Source organism: Stenotrophomonas sp. PFBMAA-4, assembly GCF_030053215.1.
GTDB lineage: Bacteria > Pseudomonadota > Gammaproteobacteria > Xanthomonadales > Xanthomonadaceae > Stenotrophomonas.
The window spans coordinates 17213-38165 of the sequence record NZ_JASGBW010000030.1 but is presented as its reverse complement, the minus strand read 5'-3'; the positions used below and the strand labels follow the sequence as shown (position 1 = coordinate 38165).

Genomic DNA, 20953 nt, shown 5'->3' with positions numbered 1-20953 from the left:
GCATGGCCCGGCGCAACCCAGGCTGCGGCCCCGGGCCACGCCCGGCGCCACACCATCACCCTGCGCTGCTGGAGGCCAGCAGGCACAGGCTCCGCGCAGGCAGCGTCCACTGCCCTTCCTCGTCCATCTCCAGTGGCGCATCGTCGGTCTGCAGCACCACGCGACGGAACGACAGCGTCTCGTCGGACGGCCAGAACCGCTGTGCCTGTTCACCCGGGTTCAACAGCAGGGCCAGGCTGACATGACGGCCCGGCTCACGCAGCCCGCTGTCCGGGCTGCGTCCGTCCAGCACGATCAGCAACGCCCGCTGCTCCGGGTTGTGCCAATCCCCTTCGCCCATGGGCTGCCCATCGGGCCTGCGCCATTCAATATCGCGCATTCCAAGCGATTCGTCGTAGTCGCCGGTAAGGAAACGGTTGCGGCGCAGCAGCCCGTAGCGGCGACGCAGTGCCAGAGCACGCCGTACGAAGGCCGCCTGCGCCTGCGCACCCGGCTGCGCCGCACGCTCCCAGTCAATCCAGCTCAGTGGATTGTCCTGGCAATAGGCGTTGTTGTTGCCCTGCTGCGAATGACCAAACTCATCGCCCGCCAGCAGCATTGGCGTACCTTGTGCGAGCAGCAGCGTACCGAGCAGATTGCGCATCTGCCGCGAACGCACGGCGAGGATGCCCTCATCGTCCGTATCGCCTTCCACGCCGTGGTTGCACGACAGGTTGTGGGAATGGCCATCGCGGTTGTCCTCGCCATTGGCCTCATTGTGGCGGTCGTTGTAGCTCACCAGATCGTGCAGGGTGTAGCCATCGTGCGCGGTGACCAGATTGATGCTGGCCGACGGCCGACGGCCGTGATGGTCGAACAGATCGGCAGAACCGGTGAACCGCGCCGCGAATTCCGGCAACTGGCCGGCATCCCCGCGCCATAGCGCACGGGTAGTGTCACGGAACCGGTCATTCCACTCGGCCCAGCCGGGTGGGAACTGCCCCAGCTGGTAGCCGCCGGGCCCGATGTCCCATGGCTCGGCAATCAGCTTCACCTGGCTGAGTACCGGATCCTGGCGCACCGCATCGAGGAAGCTGCCCGACGGGTCAAAGCCGTGCCGCTCGCGGCCGAGGATGGTGGCGAGGTCGAAGCGGAAGCCATCGACGCGCATCTCGGTCACCCAGTACCGCAGCGAATCCATCACCATGCGCAGCGCGCCGGCGTTGGTCAGGTCGAAGGTATTGCCCGTGCCGGTGTCATTGATATAGAAGCGGCGATCATCGGCCAGGCGATAGTAGCTGGCATTGTCGATGCCCTTGAACGAGAGCGTCGGCCCAAGCTCATTGCCTTCAGCGGTATGGTTGTAGACCACGTCCAGAATGACCTCGATGCCTGCACTGTGCAGCCGGGCGATCATCTGCTTGAACTCGGCCACCGTCTCCAGCGACAGGTAGCGCGGCTGCGGCGCGAAGAAGCCGATCGTGTTGTAGCCCCAGTAGTTGCGCAGGCCGCGCTCCAGCAATTGCTGGTCGTCCACATAGGCGTGCACCGGCAGCAGCTCGATGGCCGTGACGCCCAGATGCACCAGATGGTCCACCACCGCATCATGCCGCAGCGCCGAGAACGTGCCGCGCTCGGCAGGGGGGACGCCGGGATGCTGCATGGTCAGGCCGCGCACATGCGCCTCGTAGATGACCGAGCGATCCCACGGCGTAGCGGGCGCGCGCTCGCTGCCCCAGCTGAAGGCCGGGTCGATCACCGCGCAGCGCGGCATGTACGGAGCGCTGTCGCGGCGGTCGAAGCTCAGATCGGCATCGCGATGTCCCAGCGTATAGCCGAACAGGTGCGGCGCCCATTTGATCTCGCCCACGATCTGCTTTGCATACGGGTCCAGCAGCAGCTTGTTCGGATTGAAACGGTGCCCATCGTGCGGCGCATAGGGGCCATGCACGCGGTAACCATAGCGCTGGCCCGGGCGCACATCCGGCAGGTAGCCGTGCCACACCTCGTTGGTGTACTCCGGAAGCGCGATGCGCTCGATCTCGCGATTGCGCGCATCGAACAGGCACAGCTCCACCTTGGTGGCATGCCGCGAATACAGCGCGAAATTCACCCCCAGCCCATCCCAGGTCGCGCCCAGCGGGAACGGCCTGCCCTCGCGCACACGCGAGGTCTGTGTCCACTTACGGGTTGCCATCGTTCTCGTCCTCACCCGCATGAAGGACTGCTATTTCTGCTTCCACAAGGCGCTCGGCCATATGCCAATGGCGCTGCTGCTGATCATCGGGGCGGCCCTCGGCCTCCCAGATCTGGTGCGCCAGCATCTCGATACGGCGGCGTCGTTCACTGCTGTCCATCTGCCCCACTCTCCTGGCTGATCCACACCGCCACGGGACTGCCGGCAAACAGCAGCGCGGCCGAGGCGGAACCGTTGAAAACTTCCGTGCGACCGTCCAGCACGTTGCGCATCGTCCGGTGCGGCACCACCGCGGCAGCCGTCGCATCGTCGTCCTGCCAGGCCAGACCCGGCCCCGGGCATCGCGCGACGCTCGCCCTGCGTACCGCCACCAACAGCGCCTGCCCGGCGTGCTCACGCACGAAGACCAGGCGATCCGATGCAGGGTTGGGCAGGCCATACAGGGTGCCTTGCAGGAACAGCGCAGGGTGCTCGTGCCGCAGCCGCAACAGCAGCGAAAGCAGGCGCATCTTGGGCGCTCCTTCGCGCCAGTCCTGCAGCAACTGCGGCCACGATCGATCATCAGCCAACGCCTGTGCGCGCTGCGCGAAATCCACGGGGCGCCGGTTATCCGGATCCACCAGACTGAGGTCCCAGAACTCCGTGCCCTGGTAGATATCGGGAACACCCGGAAGGCACAGCTGCAGACACAATTGCGCCAGTCCGTTGCTCGCGCCGGCGGTCGCTAGTGTCCTCACGAACTCAGCCAGTGCATCGCGCACGCCCTGCAGTTCGTTGGCGTGCGTCAAATCTTGCAGCCACTGCTGCGCGGCATCTTCGACGGCGAGATCGGGATCGAGCCAGTTGCTGATCCGCTTGCCTTCCCGCAGTGCCTTGCGCAGCCACTGGTCCATGCGGTGAGGGAAGTCCGCTGCGGGCGCACCGCGCATCGGCCACGCGCCGACCAGCGCCTGCCACAGTGCATAGCTTTCGGCGGCGGGCAATGGCATCGGCATGGCTGCTGCCGCGCACTGCCGCTCCCACTCGGCCAGCGCCGACTGCCATGCCCCGACGTCGGCGCTGATCAGCGCCAGTCGGGCACGCGCATCCGGGCCGCGCTTGTGATCATGCGTGGCCAGGGCAAGCATGGCCTGCGGGTGCTGGTTCCCGCGGGCCTGGGCCAACGCAAGCATTGCCTCGCTGGCAAGGCCGACCCGCTGCGGATCACTGCCTACCTCGTTGCGTGACAGCAGCCGGTAGTAGCGATAGAAAGCCGTATCTTCCACCGCCTTGGCATTGAGCGGTGCCGACAGCTGGCCAAACCGCACGCGCAGTCCGTGGCCCTCCGGCGACTGCAGGGCGTCCACCAGAAGACACAGCGCCGCGCGTCCCGACGCATCAAGTTGCTGCGCTGCGGCTGCGTCGGCCCGCCTCAGCATGTCCCGCTCTGGTTGCGTCTGCAACGCATAGGGTCGATAGACCGGGTAATGGCGCAGAAGCGCACACACCGCCCTGCGCAGCATCGCATCGCTGAGGTCGCTACGGGCGGCTGCTTCACCGATCGCCTGCTTCACGGTGCGCATCAGGCGCTGCAGGTCCGCGTGCAGCGATCCATCCAGGAGCGCATCGCGGGCCGCCAGCTGCACCGCGTCCAGGCTGCGCGGGTCACCCGAGCGTGCCTGCCACTCTCCATTCAGCGATTCTGCAGCCTCCTGCTCATGCAGCCAGGCACCGGCCTGATCCATGAAGTCGTAGCCGGTGGTACCGTCACAGGCCCAGTCCGCAGGCAGTGCCTCACTCTCGGCGAGGATCTTCTCCACGTGCAGAGTGATGTCTGCGCCCCGGCGTCCGCCTGCTTCTGCGGCCTGATCGAGGTGTGCGCGCAGCCGCCCAAGGTATGCACCCGGGTCGGCCAGGCCATCAATGTGATCGATCCGCAGGCCGTCGACCCAGCCTTCGCCCACCAGCCGAAGCGGCAGCGCGTGTACGGCAGCGAAGACATCCTCCCGCTCGACCCGCAGTGCGGCCAAGGAGGTGATGTCGAAGAATCGCCGGTAATTGACCTGGTCCCCTGCGCTCCGCCACCACGCAAGGTGGTAGTGCTGCCGCTGCAGGAGCGCATGCATCCGCTCCGCTGAGCGGTTGCAACGTTCAATCCAGCCCTGCCGAACACCGTGATGCAGCGGATAGCTGCGCGGTGACAGGGGCAGGCGCAGGTCATGGTGGTAAAGGTACGGTTGATCGCCACCGTCCTCAATACGCACGACGCCCGCCTGTACTGCCTCCTGCAGCGGCCGGTCCAGCACCGGCAGCCACAGCCGCTCACCGCCGCTGGCGGCATCCCAGTCAATGTCGAACCACTGTGCGTACCGGCTGCGCCGACCGTGCATCAGCACATCCGACCACCAGGGGTTCTGCGGCGCGGCCGCCAGATGGTTGGGCACGATGTCCAGAAGCAGGCCCAGGCCGCGCGCACGTGCACGCTGTGCCAGCCGCAGGAATCCGCCCTCCCCGCCCAGCTCTGGATTGATCAGGGTGGGATCGATGCCGTCGTAACCGTGGGTCGAGCCCGGCATCGAGGCTGCAATGGGCGACAGGTAGAGATGGCTGACCCCTAGGTCGGCGAAGTAGCCCACCTGTGCCGCCGCTGCATCGAAATCAAAGCCCTTGTGCAGCTGCAGCCGCGCGGTCGCGCGCAACGCGGTCATGGCGTGGCTCCAACACGGCCGACGCTGACGCGCTGCAGGCGCGCCTGCAACGCAGGCTCATCCACCTGCAGGGGCATCCGGCGGCGCCAGTTCGGATGGCCGCCGACGGTTCCCGGCAGATTGACCTGTGCGCGCAGGCCCAGCGCGTCCTCCAAAGGAAGCAGGGCCAGCCGAGATGGGGTGCGGGCCAGCAGGTCCAGTGCTTCGTCTTCCACATTGTCTCCATCAATGATCTTTGCCAGTGCCCCTGCATCCTGCCGACGCTGTCCCAGCGCTGCAGGCAGGTCTTCGATTTCGCCCAGGCGCGCCCGCCAGCGCAGGTCGCGCCCACGCAGCCATCCCCCGAGGGGCGGTAGATCATGGGTTGAAGGCATGGCAACGGCGTCCCGGCGCCAGCGCGCAGCGGGAAGGAAACCCGACGCATCGCGGGTGAATGGCAGGACATCCACACCGAGCACGCCGCGGGCGGCCAACTGCTGGCGAATACCGTCGGGAACCACGCCGAGGTCCTCGCCGATGACCACGCATCGATGCCGCCAGGATTCCAGCACCAGCAGGTTCAACAGGTCCTGCAGCGGGAACTGCAGATAGACCCCTTCACTGGCCGGCGCGCCCTGGGGCAGCACCCACAACCGGTGCAGGCCCAGAATGTGGTCGATACGCACGCCGCCACGGCTGGCCATGACCGCCCTCAGCAGCGTGATGAAGGGCGCATAGCCCTGCCTGCGCAGCGCAAGCGGTGAGAAGCTGGTGATGCCCCATGCCTGGCCTTGGGTATTGAACGGATCGGGTGGCGCCCCCAGCTCCAGGCCCGCCAGCATTGCATGCGATTGCGAGCGCGCCTCGGCGCCTGCAGGCGCGCAACCGATCGCCAGATCGGCAACCAGCCCGATGCCGGCGCCGCTGGCACGCGCTTCGGCATGGACCTGGGCCCAGCAGCGCTGCGCCATCCACTGCGCAAAAGCGTGGTCATCCGCGGTCCCGCTGCGGGCGTCGGCAGCCAGCAGACAATAGTCCTGCAGTGCAGCCCCTGCGTCGGTGCGCCACTGGCAGGCCTCTGCCCACAGGTCGGACTGCGCCTGCTGCAGATGCCGCCGGGTCGAGCACAGCCAGCGCCATTTGACGTCGGCGGCGCCGGGCCAGTCGATACGACGCGCGGTACTAGCCGCTTGCACGGCGCGGGCCAAGGCAGAATCTTCCGCGAGTGCCGCGCGGGCTGCCTCCGGTACGGCCTGCAGAAGCGATGCCTGCAGCGGGTCCAGCCAGCGACGGTCACTGGGCGAATAGGGACTGTAGCCGGCCGTAGGTGGCAAGCCAGCATGCATCGGGCTGAGTGCCAGCGCCTGCCCGCCCTGCTGACGCAGCCGCTGCAGCCAGGGCACGCAACCTGCGCTGTCGCCAATACCGGCATCGCCGGCGCTGCGCAGGCTGTAGACCTGCGCGGCCAATCCCCAGCCGCGGTCGACCTGTGAGGGCCACCATGCCTTCCGTGGCGCGATCGCAACCGCAATGCGACGCGGCCCCTGCTGCCAGTGCCAGTACCCGGGCTGCGAGGGTACGCGCCAGCGTCCATCGCCCTCCTGGCGCGCCACGGTCGCCTGCCCGGCTTCGTCCACCCAGCACGCCGTGCCCACAGCGCTGGGCAGGGCCACGGCCTCGCCGCAGATAGCCGTGTGCAGCGGCCCCCTCACGTCGGCACCATCCGGCTGCAGCGCCTGCAGTACCGCGCGCAGCACCTCCGGTGCCACATCGCACTGGCGCCCGGAAACATCTTCCCACTGCGGTATCAGCCCAGCCGCACGTGCGGCGGCCTGCAGCGCTGCATCGCGGCTCATGCCGGCAGCCAGCGCAGCTGCAGACCACCACCCGGCAGGAGCAACGGGCCGTTCGGCAGGTCAAGCAGCCGTTCTCCATCAGGGAGGGCATGCGCCAGCTCGGCCGGCCCGGCGTTGATGGCAATCCACCACTGGCCCGCCGGCAACTGCCAACCCGCCTGCACCGCGCCCGGGCCCAGCACCTTCGCTCCCAGCGAACGTGCCTGCTCCAGGCCGGGCTGCAGATAGCGCCGGCGCAGGCTGAGCAGTTCGCGGAGCCATCCAAGCGCCTGCTGCGAAGCAAAGCCGTCATCCGGAGGGGGAACGTACGAAGCCTGCAGTGTCGCGGGATCATTCGGGTCGGGAATCAGGGCCCGTGAAGCGGCATCCGCAAATGCACTGAACCCCGCGAATTCACGTCGGCGCCCTTCACGCACCGCCTCGTCCAACGGCGCTTGGTAATCGGTGAAGAACAGGAATGGCGCGGTGGCCTGCCATGGCTCACCCATGAACAGCATGGGCACCATGGGTGTGAGTACGGTCAGCGCGGTGGCCATGCGCAGCGCCTGCGGTTCCAGCAACTGGCTCAGCCGGTCGCCAAAGGCGCGATTGCCCACCTGGTCATGGTTCTGCGCGAACACCACGAAACGGGACGGCGGCAGGTCGCCACTGGGCTCACCGCGGGCTTCGCCATGCAGGTCGGGCTCGCCCTGCCAGGCAAAGCCCTCGGCCAGGGTGCGCGCCAGCAACGCTTCGGCGCGCCCGGCGTAAGCGGCGTAGTAGCCCTCATGCTCGCCGGTCAGCAACACATGGAGGGCATTGTGGAAATCATCATTCCACTGCGCCTGATAGGCACCCCGCAACCAACGGGCCTGGTTGCGCTCGTTTTCCAGCACAAGATGCGCGTGCGGCACCTCGGCACGGATCGCATCGCTCAGCTGCTGCAGGAAGCGGTCGTCATCGATGGCATGCACCGCGTCCAGGCGCAGCCCATCCAACCGGTACTCCTGCAGCCACATCAGCGCATTGTCGATGAAGAAGCGCTGCACCCAGGGCTGCTCGAAGTCGATGGCTTCACCCCACGGGGTACTGCGGCCGCTGTGGAAGAAGGCCTTTGCATACTGCGCCAGGTGGTTGCCCTGCGGGCCAAAGTGGTTGTAGACCACATCCAGCAGCACCGCCAGACCGGCGGCATGGGCCGCATCAACGAAGCGCTTCAGCGCGTCTGGCCCGCCATAGGCCTGCGCAGGCGCATAGGGAAACACACCGTCATAGCCCCAGTTGCGTGTACCAGGAAACTGCGCCACCGGCATCAGCTCGATCGCGGTGATGCCCGTCGCAGCGAGCAGCGGCAGTTGTGCCGTCAATGCAGCGAAGCCGCCGGCCGCCTCCACGTGCGCTTCGTAGATGACCATATCCGACCAGGCCACGCCGCTCCAATCCCGCGTCTGCCAGGCGTAGGCACCGGGCGCCACGACGGCGCTAGGGCCCTCCACGCCCTCCGGCTGCCAGCGCGATGCTGGGTCCGGCACCTCACTGCCATCCGGCAGGCGGTAGCGATAACGGTCGCCATGCGCCGCCGTCGTACGGATCCAATGCAGGCCGTCCGCCTCCCGGCGCATGGGCAATGGTGCGTCACCCAGCACCAGTTCCATCTGCGCGATGTCCGGTGCCCACAACCTGAAATCCACCACGCATTCCGACACTGGCGACGCACCCAGACGACCGACCGCGGTCATGCGACAACCTGGAGGTAGAGCGTGGACATCGGCGGCAGCGTCAAGCGAAGCGACTGCGCATGGCCGTGCATCGGACTGGGTTCGGTCGCCACCGCACCCAGGTTGCCGGCATTGCCGCCGGCATAATGGTGGCTGTCCGTGTTCAACCGCTCCGACCACTGGCCGGCTTCGGGCACGCCAACGCGGTAGCCTTCGCGCAGCACAGGCGTGAAGTTGCTGACCACCAGCATCGCGGGGGCAAAGCCTGCGGGGTCCTGGCGGATGAAGGCGTACACGCTGTTGCGATTATCGTCGGCGACGCTCCAGGCAAACCCGCGCTCGTCACGCTCGTCCCCATGCAGGACAGGCTGCTGCTGCAGCTGTGCGTTGAGGTCACCGACAAGGCGCATCAGCCCTCCCCCCTCGGCCGTCCCGGCCTGATCCCATTCCAGCGCCCGCTGGTGCGCCCATTCGCCGCGCTGGCCGAATTCAGCGCCCATGAACAGCAGTTTGCTGCCCGGGTGGGCCCACATGAAGCCGTAGTAGGCACGCAACTGGGCAAACTGCTGGTTGCGGTCGCCCGCCATCTTGTTCAGCAGCGAACCCTTGCCATGCACCACCTCGTCATGCGAAAGCGGCAGCACGAAGCGCTCGGAAAAGGCGTAGACCAGGCCAAAGCTGATTTCGCTATGGTGGTGCAGGCGATGCACCGGATCGCGCTGCAGGTAGTGCAGCGTGTCGTGCATCCATCCCATGTTCCATTTGTGGGTGAATCCCAGCCCGCCGTCGGCTACCGCGTTGGTGACGCCCGGCCACGCCGTGCTCTCCTCGGCGATCACCAGTACATCCGGGAAGCGCTCGTGCAGGGTCTGGTTCATGCGCTGCAGGAACGCCACCGCTTCCAGATTCTCGCGGCCACCCTGCGCATTGGGCACCCACTGCCCCTCCGGGCGGCTGTAGTCGCGGTACAGCATTGATGCCACCGCATCCACGCGCAGCCCATCGATGTGGAAGCGCTCGATCCACTCCAGCGCGCTGCCCAAGAGATAGGCAGACACCTCGTTGCGACCGTAGTTGTAGATCAGCGTGTCCCAGTCGGCGTGCTTGCCTTCGCGCGGATCGGCATGCTCGTACAGCGCTGTGCCATCAAAGCAAGCGAGGCCATGGGCATCGTCAGGAAAATGCGCACTGACCCAATCGACGATCACGCCCAGGCTGGCCTGATGGCAGCGGTCGACGAAGCGGGCGAATGCCTCCGGGGTGCCGTAGCGCGCGGTTGGCGCGTAAATGCCCAGCGGCTGGTAGCCCCAGGAGCCACCAAAGGGGTGCTCACTGATGGGCAGAAGTTCGATGTGGGTGAATCCCAGGCCGGTGACGTGGGGAATCAGGCGATCCGCCAGCGCGTCCCAGTCGAGCACGCTGCCGTCCTCGGCACGTTGCCAGGATCCCGCATGCACCTCGTAGATGGATAGCGGCGCAGTGATGCCCAGCTGGCTGCGGCGCTGCAACCACGCCTGGTCGTTCCACTGCAGGGGCGCGGAGGCGACCACCCGCGACGCTGTGGCAGGCGAGCGCTCGGCCCAGCGCGCCATCGGGTCCAGCTTGTCGGGCAGGCTCTGGCCGTCAACGCCGATCACACGGAACTTGTAGCAGTCGCCCGGTTTCACCCCGGGAATGAACAGCTCCCACACGCCGGCGGCGTGCCGCAGTCGCATTGGGTGCCGGTGGCCGTCCCAGCCATTGAAGTCACCCACCACCGCCACACGCCGGGCATTGGGTGCCCATACCGCGAAACGAACGCCCTCGACATCCTGCAGGGTCATCTGCGTTGCGCCCAAGGCGCGGACCGCCTCAGCGTCCCCCTGATGGATACGCTGCAGCAGCGCTTCATCCAGCAGCGGGCCGAATGCATAGGCGTCGTGCACCTGCTCGATGCCCCCGGGGAAGTGCAGCGTGAGCAGCGGGATCCCATCCGCGCCTGCAGGCCCCTCATAGAGCCCCGGCAGGGCGGTAGCACACAGGTCCCAGCGGCTGCCCGCTGACTCGACCACCTCGACCCGCTGCGCGCCCGGCACCAGCACGCGCAGGCGGCGGCTACCACTGCCATCAGCATGCGGGCCCAGCCAAGCAAAGGCATCGGCCGGGCCACCCTGCACCAGCGCCTGCAGTTCGTGCGCGACCGGCGTGGCCGCATCGCGCTGCTCTACGTCTTCGTACCCGAACGCCACCGCACCCCGTCCTTCGTCATTCATGCAGCCACCTGGCAGGTCTGCTGGTACAGCGCCAGGTAGGCCTTGCCGGCCGTTTCCCAACCGCCCGGACGCAGCATCGCGGCCCGTCGCATCGCATGCATCAGTGCAGGCAGGCGGAAAGTGCGCATCGCCCGTTCTACGCAGCGGCGCAGCCCATCGGCATTGGCGCCATGGAACAGGAAGCCGGTCACGCCGTCCTCGACCGTGTCGACCAAGCCACCGGTGGCATGGGCCACGGGCAGGCAGCCAAAGCGTTGCGCGTACATCTGGCTGAGGCCGCAGGGTTCGAAGCGCGAGGGCATCAACAGGAAGTCGGCGCCCGCGAACATCTGCCGCGCCAGGCCCTCCTCAAAACCGATGAAGGCCCCGACCCGACCCGGATAGCGCTGCGCGAGCGCCTGCACCTGAGCCTCCACCTGCGGCTCGCCGCCGCCGATCACAACCAACTGGCCACCGGCTGCCACGATCTGCGGGGCAACGTCACAGGTGATGTCCAGGCCCTTCTGGTGGACCAGCCGCGAGACCACTGCGAACAGGGGCCCCTGCGAAGGCTGCAGGCCGAATGCCTGGCGCACCGCCTGGGCATTGGCTTCACGCCCGGCGCACTGGCCGATGCTGAAACGGGCCTTGAGGTGAATGTCGCGGCGCGGGTCCCAGCTCGAGTCGATACCGTTGACGATGCCGCTGAGGTGGCCGCCCGCGGCGCGCCGTGCCAGTAGTTCGTGCAGGCCACAGCCATCCTCGGCGGCAGTGATCTGCTGCGCATAGCGCAGGCTGACCGTGTTCAGTCGGGTTGCATTGGCAATGCCGCCCTGCAGGAACGACATGTGGCCGTGGAAATGCAGTTCGTCCAGATGCTCGGCGGGCACGCCCAGGGTGGCAGCCAGTGCGAACGGGAACAGGCCCTGATAGGCAAGGTTGTGGATGGTCAGCAGGGTCGGCACTGCCGTGCGATCCCATCGCACATAGGCCGCCGCCATGGCCACCGGCCAGTCATTCAGGTGCAGCAGCTGCGGCTTCCAGTCCAGCCCGGCGCGGCCAGCAGCCAGTTCTGCGGCAGCATGGGACAATGTCGCGAAGCGCACCGCGTTGTCCTGCCATTCGCGACCCTGCGCATCCACGTAGGGCGAACCCTCTCGTTCATACAGCGCCGGGGACAGCAGCACATAGATGGGAAGCCCATCGTCCTGCAGTGCCATCGCCACGGTGCAGGCCGGCAGCCCGGCGCGTCCTGCGACGCGGCCCACCTCGCGCAGGTGCGGCAAGCGCTGCAGCACTTCGGGGTAGCCCGGCAACAGCACGCGCGCATCACAGCCGCTGCGCACCGCGCGAGGCAGCGCGGCTGCCACATCACCCAGGCCACCGGCCTTGATGAAGTCCGCCATCTCGGTGGCGACGAACAGTACCCGCTGCACCAGCTCCGGCAGTTCGATCGGCTGTGATGGGCCACGACGGGTGCCGATCGGCACGAGGTCGAGGGCGGGCAGGACAGTCTCTGCAACGGGATCGTGCAGGGAATCGGCGACGAGGTCGAGGGCCATGGTGCTTCTCTGAATCAGTCAGGCAGACGCCAGCGGCGCCCCGATGGGCGCTGGTACTGGGAGGGAAGTCGTCGCGGAACGTGGGGGACGTTTGCGTAGGCTCTACGCGACTGTGCACGGTTCCATATCAAACACCCGTGAAGCGATGGCGATTTCTTTGTGACAGCGCGGCATCTGCTCAGTACGCATCGTTGTGTGCAGTGCCTGCGTCACCCGGTCGCAGGGCCCGGCGCGGGCGCACTTGACCAATATCAATCCGCGCCGCGTGCCGTGCGCGTATCTCTATGCAGGAACCCAACGCCGGCGTCGCCGGCATCCAAAGGACCTGCGATGAGCTACTCCCCCGACAACGCCCAGCTGCTGAACGCCATGCAGAACGTCATGGTGATCTCCACCACCGACCTGCAGGGCAACATCACCTATGCCAATGACCTGTTCTGCACGCTTACCGGGTTCGCGCGCGAGGAGCTGATCGGCCAGCCACACAGCATCGTGCGCCACCCTGACGTGCCCAAGGCCGTCTACAAGGATATGTGGGACACCATCAAGGCCGGCAGGACCTGGACCGGCATCGTCCCGAACCTGGGCAAGGGCGGCGTGCTCTACGTGGTCGACACCACCGTGCAGCCGCTGTTCGATGCCGAAGGCAACATCACCTCCTACATCAGCATCCGCCGCGTGGTGAACGACCTGATGCAGAACTACGACCTGGTCGAGTTCAGCAAGGAAAAGTTCGACGACTTCTACGAGGCCGCGTGAACGCCCTCCCGACCAGTACGTCCTTCAGCCGCCTGCTGGTGGGCTTCGCGTCCGAGTCGGGCAATGCCCGCGCCCTGGCCCAGCGCCTCGGCGCGGAGCTGCAGCCGCACGCGCCGCAGGTCCTTCCGTTCAACGATATCGACGTGGCCAGCCTCGGCCACGGCGACGTGCTGCTGGCCATTTCCAGCTCGTTCGGCGATGGCGAACCGCCCGCCAATGGCGAGCAGTTCTTTGAAACGCTGCGCCAGACCCCGATGCTGAGCGGGCTGCGCTACGCCGTGTTCGGCCTGGGCGATACCGGCTACCCCAGTTTCTGTGGCTTCACCAAGGCGCTGGACGCCGCACTGAGCGAGCGCCAGGCGCAGCCGCTGCTGCACCGCGTGGATGCCGATCTCGGCTACGAGCAGTTCTTCCAGCAATGGCAGCCGGTGCTGGGCCAGGTGTTGCAGGGGAACCTGGCCGCCGGCCAGGACCTGCGCCTGCAGGTCACCGCCTACGGCGAAGACAACGCCTTTGCCGCGCCCATCGTTGAGCGCCGCCGCTTGAACAGCAGCGACCCCGCTGCGTGGCACGTGCAGCTCGACATTGCCGGAAGCGGCATGGCCTACCGCGCCGGCGACACCCTGCACGTGGTCCCGGACAACGATCCGTCGCTGCTGCAGGCACTGGCAACGTGGTACGGCGATCCTGCGGCAGTGACGGCACTGCAGGACCGCGAGCTGCGCCTGCCCAGCAAGGGCGTGCTGCGCGAACTGGCCCGCCTTGGCGGCAGCGAAACGCTGAAAGGCCTGCTCAAGGTCAGCCAGAAGCGCGAACTGGACGCCTACCTGCATGGCCTGGACGTGCTGGACCTGCTGCAGGACCATGCCACGCCGGACAGCGTCCCGCTGGACCGGCTGTGCAGCATCCTTTCGCCGCGCCTGCCGCGCGCCTACTCCATTGCCTCGCACCCCGGCGATGACCAGGTAAGCCTGTGCGTGCGCGAGGTGCGATATCACCTTCGCGGCCGCGAGCGTTGCGGCACCGCCACCGGCAGCCTGCTGCACGGTGCCGGCCATGCACGCGTGTACTGCCGGTCCAACCCGGGCTTCCACCTGCCCGACGCCGCCGATGCGCCGCTGCTGATGGTCGGTACCGGTACCGGCATCGCGCCGCTGATGGGCCTGATGCAGGAACTGCAGGCCGGTACGCACGCGCGCGACGTGCACCTGGTGTTCGGCGAGAAGCACCGGCAACACGATTACCTGTACCGCGAACAATTGCAGGACTGGCACGCACAGGGGCTGCTGTCCGGCCTGCATACCGCCTTCTCACGTGACGGAACCGGAAAGGTCTACGTGCAGCATGTGCTGCAGCAGCGCGCCGATGAAGTGCGTGATCTGCTGGCACGTGGCGGACACCTGTACCTGTGCGGCAACAAGCGGCACCTGGAAGCAGCGGTGCGTGAGGCCATCGATGCGATCGGTGGCGAGGGGCGCTGGGAGACGCTGCGCGGTGAAGGCCGCACCCACTGCGAGCTGTATTGACGGCGGGATCCATTCCGCCGGGCATGGCCCGGCGCTACCACCTGCAGGCGACGCTGCCCTCCGCCGGGCATGGCCCGGCGCTACCACCGGCGGGGCGCCGCTGCCTTTGGTAGCGCCGGGCCGTGCCCGGCGGGATGCGCGCCGTTACATCGGCACGCCGACAATCACGCTCGATGCCTTGAACAGCACCGTGGCCGGGCCGCCTTCCTGCAGCCCCAGTGCGCTGGTGCTGGTGCGGGTGATGATCGCCACCACGGTGCAGCCATGGCCGATATCCACCACGATCTCATCATTCACCGCGCCTTCGATGATGCGCTCGACCGTGCCACTGAACTGGTTGCGTGCCGAATAGCGCGTGCCATCGCCCTGCGACACGATCACCGAGGACGCCTTGACCAGCGCATACGCCGGCACCCCCACGGCCAGGCCCAGCGATTCCACGCTGCCGTGGGTGATGGTGGCGACCACCGCCACGCCGGGCGCGACCTCAATCTGCACTTCGTCGTTGACGGCGCCGTTGGCCAGCGCGCTGACGCGCCCGTGGAACTGGTTGCGTGCACTGGTGATCATGCCGATTCTCCGGATCAGGGCCAGATCCTCGTCCAGCCCGGGGGTGGCCTGCAGCGACTGCAGGAATGCGCGGTGCGCACGCTCGACCTGTTCAAAGCGCGCGATCAGCTGTCGGCCACGCTCGGTCAGGCGCGCACCGCCACCACCGCGACCGCCCACGCTGCGCGCGACCAGCGGTTCGCCGGCCGCGGTGTTCATCGCGTCCACCGCATCCCAGGCGTTCTTGTAGGTCATGCCCATGCGCTTGGCGGCCTGGCTGATCGAACCGCAGGCGTCGATCAAACCCAGCAGGGCGAAGCGCCCGCGTCCGCCCAGGTTCTGCCCGGCAATGCTCAGCCACAGGTTGCCCTGCAATTCCAGGGTGGGGTCGGCCTCGCTCATCGTGCTCCGTTCCATGCCGCGCGTGCGGGCCCCCAGTGTAAGGCGTCGCCGCACCGCACCGGCCTTGATATGAATCAAGGTGCCCATTCACCGCACCGCCGACACTACCCAGGTCGGTCATCAAGTTGACCCCTGCCAACCGTTATATCATCGTGGATATAACGAACCCGAGGACTCGCGAGGATGCGTACCTGTCGTTTCGTTCTACCCCTGTCGGCCCTGCTGCTCCCTCTCTCCGCACATGCCCTCGAGGCGGCCGCGCCGCCCCCGGTATTCACCCTGGGCACGGTTGACGTGCACGCCACCCGCGGCACGTCGGCCACCGTGGCCGAGCGCCGCCTGGATGCCGAACGCATCCAGCAGCTGGACCGCAACACCGTCGGCGAGGCCGTCAGCGTGCTGCCCGGCGTCAGCCTCGCGCGCAACTCGCGCAACGAGGACATGGTCTACCTGCGCGGCTTCGATGCGCGCCAGGTGCCGGTGTTCCTGGATGGCATCCCGTTGTACGTGCCCTACGACGGCTATGTGGATTTCGGCCGCTTCACCACCTTCGATCTCGCCGAGATCCAGGTCGCCAGCGGTGGCGCCTCGCTGCTGTATGGCCCCAACATCCTCGGCGGTGCGATCAACCTGGTCAGTCGCCGCCCCGACCGCCCGTTCGAAGGCGATGTGCGCCTGGGCATCGCCGATGGCGGCGAGCGCAAGGCGGCCTTCAACCTTGGCGGCCGCCAGGGCGACTGGTACTACCAGCTGGGCGCATCGATCCTGAAGGCCGATGAATTCCCGCTGCCCGACGGCTTCGTCGATTACAAGCGCGTGCCCACCGACACCGGCAGCGACCGCCAGAATGCCCAGCGCGAAGACCGTCGCCTGTCGTTCAAGCTCGGCTACACGCCGCGCGAAGGCGACGAGTACGCGATCGGCTATGCACGCCAGGACGGCGAGAAGGGCAACCCGGTCTACACCGGCACTGCGCGCAGCGGCATCCGCTACTGGCGCTGGCCCTGGTGGGACAAGGACAGCCTGTACTTCATCGGCAACACCGCCCTGGGCGAACACACCACCCTGCGCACGCGCGTCTACCGCGATACCTACGGCAACGGCCTGGACGCCTATACCGATGGCACCTACCAGGTGGCCATGGACAACGCCAGCTTCCCCAGCATCTACGACGACCGCACCGTCGGCGGCTCGGTCACCCTGGCCACCACCGTGCTGCCGCGCCAGGAACTGCAGCTGGCCGTGCACTACAAGGAAGACAAGCACAGCGAGAGCAACCCGCATTCGCCGACCAAGGACTACCGCGATGTCACCACCTCGGTGGCCATCGAAGACCGCATCGCGCTCACCGATACCTCGCACCTGCGCGTGGGCATCGGCCACGACCGCCGCGAGGCCAAGCGCGTGTACTTCTGGCCGACCGGCAGCACCGACGCCACCAACGGCGTGGTCGAGTACGTGCAGCAGATGGCGCCGGACCAGCAGTGGTACGCCAGCGTCGCGCGGCGCACACGCTTCCCGACCATCAAGGACCGCTATTCGGCGCGCATGGGTGCGGCCCTGCCCAACCCGGACCTCGCCCCCGAGCACGCCACGCACTTCGAACTGGGCCTGCGCGGGCGCTGGTGGGAAGGCGGCCAGCTGCAGGCCGCGCTGTTCCAGAGCCGCATCGATGACCTGATCCAGACCGCCATCGTGGCCTCGACCGACTGCGGCGGCAGCACCTGCAACCAGGCGCAGAACATCGGCAAGGCCCGCCACCAGGGCGTGGAACTGGGCCTGCAGCAGCGCTTCGGCGATGACTGGAACCTGCAGGGCAGCTACACCTGGCTGCGCCGCACCAACCTGCAGAACCGCGACGTCGCCCTGCTCGACAGCCCGCGGCAGCGCCTGTTCATGGCCGTTGGCTGGCAGATGCTGCCGCAGGTGAAGCTGCAGGCCACGGTGGAAGCCGAACAGGGGCGCAAGGTCAGCTACGCCGATACCGCGCGCCCGGTACGTGCCCTGCCCGGTTACGGCATCGTCGGCCTGAAGGCCAGCTGGGCCCCGCGCGACGCCTTGGATTTCGACGTCGGCGTGCGCAATATCGGCGACAAGTGGTATGAGCTGGCCGATGGCTACCCGATGCCCGGCCGCACCTGGTTCGCCAACGCCAACTGGAGGTTCTGAGCATGGGCACCACCCCGACACCGCGCATCGCCGCGATCGTGCATGACCACAGCGGCGAACCCGATGGGCTGCTGGCCGCGTTCGCCGCGCGCCAGCTGGCTGCCGGGGTACGCGTGCGCGGGCTGGTGCACCTGCCACACGAACCCACTGCCAACGGCAAGCGCATGGCGCTGATGGACGTGACCGACCCCGGCTCACGCTACCCCATCAGCCAGGCGCTCGGCCCGGCGTCCTGCGGCTGCAACCTGGATCCGGGCGGCATCGCCGATGCCAGTGTCGTACTGCGTCGTGCCCTGCAGGAACCTGCCGAGCTGGCCATCGCCAACCGCTTCGGCACGCTGGAATCGGAAGGCGGCGGCATGGCCGACGAACTGCTGGCGCTGATGATGGCCGACATTCCCGTGTTGACCGCAGTGAAGCTGCCCTATCTGCAGGCCTGGCGCGAGTTCACCGGCGGGCTGGCCGCCGAACTGCCCGCCGACGCCGATGCACTGGAGCGCTGGTGGAACGCCTGCCGCAGCACACCGGTGGCGGCGGCATGAGGCGGCGTGCGCTGCTGCAGGCCTTCGCGCTGGCACCCTTGCTGGCCGCCAGTGCAGAACTGCTGGCCATGCCCGCCCAACGCGTGCTGCGCCTGGGTGCGCCGAAGGCCACGCCCAGGCGCGTGTTCGCGGCCGGTCCGCCGGCCGCCGTGCTGATCGCCGCCGTGGCGCCGGACCGCCTGCTCGGCTGGCCGATGAAGGTTTCGCCGGATGCCCTGGCGCAGTTGCCGGCATCGCTGCGCACCCTGCCCGTGGTCGGCCGCCTGGCCGGCCGTGGCAGCACCGTCAGCCTGGAACGCCTGTTGTCGTTGCAGCCGGACCTGGTGCTGGACGCCGGGGATTTCGATGCCAACTACCGCGACGGCGCCGAGCGCGTCTGGAAGCAGACCGCTATCCCCTTCGAGCTGATCGCAGGCCGGCTGCCCGACCATCCCGCGCAGCTGCGCCACGTCGGCAGATTGCTGGGCGTACCTGCGCGCGGCCAAGCGCTGGCCAAGGCCGCCGAGGCACAACTGGCACTGGTGCGCGAGGTGCTGGCCGCGCGTCCGCCCGCCTCCCGCGCCACCGTCTACTACGGCCGCGGCAGCGATGGCCTGGAGAGCGGCCTGTCCGGCTCCATCAATACCGAGGTGATCGAATTCTGTGGCGGCCGCAACGTGGCGGCGAGTGCCGGCAGCGGTGGCCTGGCGCGCGTGTCGTTCGAGCAGCTGCTGGCCTGGGACCCGGACGTGATCCTGACCCAGGATGCCGGCTTTGCCGCACGTGCCGTGCAGGATCCGCGCTGGCGGGCCCTGCGCGCGGTACGCGAGGGGCGCCTGCACTGCGCGCCGGTGCTGCCTTTCGGCTGGCTGGACGGCCCGCCGGGCATCAACCGCCTGCCGGGCCTGCCCTGGCTGCTGTCGAAGCTGCACCCCGGCGCAGCGCCGGCACTGGCACCGGCCGCACTGCACGCAAGGCTGGCGGCACTGCATCTGCTGTTGTGGGGCCAACCGTTGCCCGCCGACATCGCACGCCACCTGGACCCGCGCAGCTGATGCGGCGTCCGCTTCCTGGTTGGGCCTGGCATGTGGGTGGCTGGGCCTTGTTGCTGGCGATGCTGCTGGCGGCGTTCTCGGTCGGCCAGTTCCCCGTGCGGCCCGGCGCGCTGCTGCAGGCCATCGGCTGGCAGCTGTTCGGCATCGGCGAGCCCAGTCCTCCGGCAGTGCAGGCCGCGCTCTGGCATATCCGCCTGCCGCGCGTTCTGACGGCGGTGCTGATCGGCGCGGTGCTCTCTGCTGCCGGCGCGGCTTACCAGGCCATGTTCCGCAACCCGCTGGTCTCGCCGGACATCCTTGGCGTCTCCGCTGGTGCCGGCCTCGGCGCTTCGCTGGGCCTGTTCCTCGGCCTGCCGATGCTGCTGGTCCAGGGCATTGCCTTTGCGGGCGGGCTGGGTGCGGTCGGCCTGGTCTGCATGGTGGCCGCGCTGGTGCGCCGGCATGATCCGGTGCTGGTGCTCGTGCTGGCCGGCGTAGCGGTTTCCGCACTGCTGGGCGCGGGGATTTCGCTGCTGAAGCTGCTGGCCGATCCGTACACCCAGCTGCCGTCCATCACGTTCTGGCTGCTGGGCGGCCTGAACGCGGTGGTCACCGATGATCTGCGGGTAACTGCGCCGCTGCTGCTGATCGGCCTGCTGCCGCTGGTATTGCTGCGCTGGCGGGTCAACCTGCTCAGCCTGGGCGACGAAGAAGCCAGCGCGCTGGGCGTAGCGGTGACGCCGCTGCGCCGGACCTTGATCGCAGCGGCCACGCTGTGCACCGCCGCGGCGGTTTCACTGGCGGGCATCATCGGCTGGGTCGGGCTGGTGGTCCCGCACATCGCCCGCCTGCTGGTCGGCGCGGACTTCCGCCGCCTGCTGCCGGCCAGCCTGCTGCTGGGCGCCAGCTTCCTGCTGGCGGCCGACACGCTGGCACGCATCGTGGCGCCGATCGAACTGCCGCTGGGCATCCTCACCGCCTTCGTCGGCGTGCCCTGTTTCCTGCTGGTGCTGGCGCGCAGCGAGCGTCGTGCATGAGCCCGCCCCCGTCGCTGCTGGATGCAGACGCCCTGGTGATCGGCCATGCCGGGGTGGCACTGGGCGCACCGTTCGCGCTGTCGGTGCAGCCGGGCGAAGTGATGTGCCTGCTCGGCCCCAACGGCTGCGGCAAGACCACCCTGTTCCGTACCCTGCTCGGGCTGCTGCCGCCGGTAGCCGGCGAGGTACGCCTGCTGGGCCAGCCGCTGCGCGGGCTTGACCGCGCCACACGCGCGCGGCGCATGGGCTACGTGCCCCAGGCCGCGCCACTGCCGTTTGCCTGGCGCGTGCGCGACGTGGTGGCGATGGGTCGCGCTGCGCACCTCGGCCTGCTGGCCGCACCCGGCCGCGCCGATGAAGCGATCGCCGAAGACTGCCTGCGCGAACTGGGCCTGCAGGCGCTGGCCGACCGCACCGTGACCACCCTCAGCGGGGGCGAACGGCAGCTGGTGCTGATCGCCCGCGCCCTGGCCCAGCAGGCGCAGCTGCTGGTGATGGACGAACCCACCGCCAGTCTCGATTTCGGCAACCAGCTGCATATCCTCGATACCGTGCGCCGCCTGGCCGGGCGCGGCATCGGGGTGCTGCTGTCCACCCATCAACCGCAGCACGCGCTGCAGGTGGCCGATCGCATCGCGCTGATGGCGGCGGGCAGCCTGACCGCGCTCGGTCGCGCGCAGGAGATCGCCACGCCCGCGCGGCTGGCCGCTCTCTATGGCGTCGATGCTGCCCGCGTCGCCGCCGCACTTCCCGCGTCTGGAGCATGAT

15 protein-coding genes are annotated in these 20953 nt (G+C 68.1%); 7 read left to right on the top strand and 8 right to left on the bottom strand.

Annotation, left to right across the window (positions count from 1 at the left end; genetic code table 11):
• Positions 1-55 precede the first annotated feature (55 nt).
• From glgX to glgA, 7 genes are read right to left on the bottom strand one after another with little or no spacing between them, the layout of a single operon-like run.
• On the bottom strand, positions 56-2176 hold the full coding sequence (gene glgX / locus QMZ26_RS16880; protein ID WP_283222128.1) for a glycogen debranching protein GlgX: 2121 nt from the start codon (positions 2174-2176) through the stop codon (positions 56-58).
• Positions 2163-2336, bottom strand: a complete 174-nt coding sequence (locus QMZ26_RS16875) for a DUF2934 domain-containing protein (RefSeq protein ID WP_283222127.1) — start codon at positions 2334-2336, stop codon at positions 2163-2165. The genes glgX and QMZ26_RS16875 overlap by 14 nt, the downstream gene beginning before the upstream one ends.
• Positions 2323-4863 (bottom strand): malto-oligosyltrehalose synthase, encoded by a 2541-nt coding sequence (gene treY / locus QMZ26_RS16870; RefSeq protein WP_283222126.1) that lies wholly within the window; start codon positions 4861-4863, stop codon positions 2323-2325. Before treY ends, QMZ26_RS16875 begins: the two co-directional genes overlap by 14 nt.
• Complete coding sequence (locus QMZ26_RS16865; RefSeq protein ID WP_283222125.1) at positions 4860-6698, bottom strand: 4-alpha-glucanotransferase; 1839 nt, start codon at positions 6696-6698, stop codon at positions 4860-4862. The genes treY and QMZ26_RS16865 overlap by 4 nt, the downstream gene beginning before the upstream one ends.
• A complete protein-coding gene (gene treZ, locus QMZ26_RS16860) occupies positions 6695-8416 on the bottom strand; it encodes a malto-oligosyltrehalose trehalohydrolase (RefSeq protein WP_283222124.1) in 1722 nt (573 codons plus the stop codon). The genes QMZ26_RS16865 and treZ overlap by 4 nt, the downstream gene beginning before the upstream one ends.
• Entirely contained in the window at positions 8413-10647 is a 2235-nt protein-coding gene (gene glgB, locus QMZ26_RS16855) for a 1,4-alpha-glucan branching protein GlgB (RefSeq protein WP_283222123.1), read from the bottom strand. Before glgB ends, treZ begins: the two co-directional genes overlap by 4 nt.
• Positions 10644-12188 (bottom strand): glycogen synthase GlgA, encoded by a 1545-nt coding sequence (gene glgA / locus QMZ26_RS16850; protein ID WP_200732370.1) that lies wholly within the window; start codon positions 12186-12188, stop codon positions 10644-10646. Before glgA ends, glgB begins: the two co-directional genes overlap by 4 nt.
• Before the next feature lie 330 nt (positions 12189-12518).
• On the opposite strand from glgA, the gene QMZ26_RS16845 reads away from it, so the two are divergent.
• Both QMZ26_RS16845 and QMZ26_RS16840 read left to right on the top strand, forming a co-directional pair.
• Entirely contained in the window at positions 12519-12947 is a 429-nt protein-coding gene (locus tag QMZ26_RS16845; protein WP_200732369.1) for a PAS domain-containing protein, read from the top strand.
• Entirely contained in the window at positions 12944-14473 is a 1530-nt protein-coding gene (locus QMZ26_RS16840) for a sulfite reductase flavoprotein subunit alpha (protein WP_283222122.1), read from the top strand. Before QMZ26_RS16845 ends, QMZ26_RS16840 begins: the two co-directional genes overlap by 4 nt.
• A 144-nt stretch (positions 14474-14617) precedes the next feature.
• On the opposite strand, the gene QMZ26_RS16835 is transcribed toward QMZ26_RS16840, so the two are convergent.
• The gene (locus QMZ26_RS16835; RefSeq protein ID WP_283222121.1) at positions 14618-15424 is read right to left on the bottom strand and encodes a TOBE domain-containing protein; all 807 of its coding nucleotides are present in this window, start codon (positions 15422-15424) and stop codon (positions 14618-14620) included.
• A 183-nt stretch (positions 15425-15607) separates the two neighbouring features.
• On the opposite strand from QMZ26_RS16835, the gene QMZ26_RS16830 reads away from it, so the two are divergent.
• The 5 genes from QMZ26_RS16830 to QMZ26_RS16810 are packed head-to-tail and all read left to right on the top strand — an operon-like array spanning position 15608 to position 20952.
• Positions 15608-17593 carry a TonB-dependent receptor gene (locus QMZ26_RS16830; protein ID WP_283222120.1) on the top strand — a complete coding sequence of 662 codons (1986 nt, stop codon included), beginning with the start codon at positions 15608-15610 and terminating at the stop codon, positions 17591-17593.
• Between the two features lie 2 nt (positions 17594-17595).
• Entirely contained in the window at positions 17596-18135 is a 540-nt protein-coding gene (locus QMZ26_RS16825; RefSeq protein WP_283222119.1) for a DUF2478 domain-containing protein, read from the top strand.
• Complete coding sequence (locus QMZ26_RS16820; protein WP_283222118.1) at positions 18096-19169, top strand: iron ABC transporter substrate-binding protein; 1074 nt, start codon at positions 18096-18098, stop codon at positions 19167-19169. Before QMZ26_RS16825 ends, QMZ26_RS16820 begins: the two co-directional genes overlap by 40 nt.
• On the top strand, positions 19169-20185 hold the full coding sequence (locus tag QMZ26_RS16815) for an iron ABC transporter permease (protein WP_283222117.1): 1017 nt from the start codon (positions 19169-19171) through the stop codon (positions 20183-20185). The genes QMZ26_RS16820 and QMZ26_RS16815 overlap by 1 nt, the downstream gene beginning before the upstream one ends.
• The gene (locus QMZ26_RS16810; RefSeq protein ID WP_283222116.1) at positions 20182-20952 is read left to right on the top strand and encodes an ABC transporter ATP-binding protein; all 771 of its coding nucleotides are present in this window, start codon (positions 20182-20184) and stop codon (positions 20950-20952) included. Before QMZ26_RS16815 ends, QMZ26_RS16810 begins: the two co-directional genes overlap by 4 nt.
• The last annotated feature ends 1 nt before the right edge of the window (position 20953 follow it).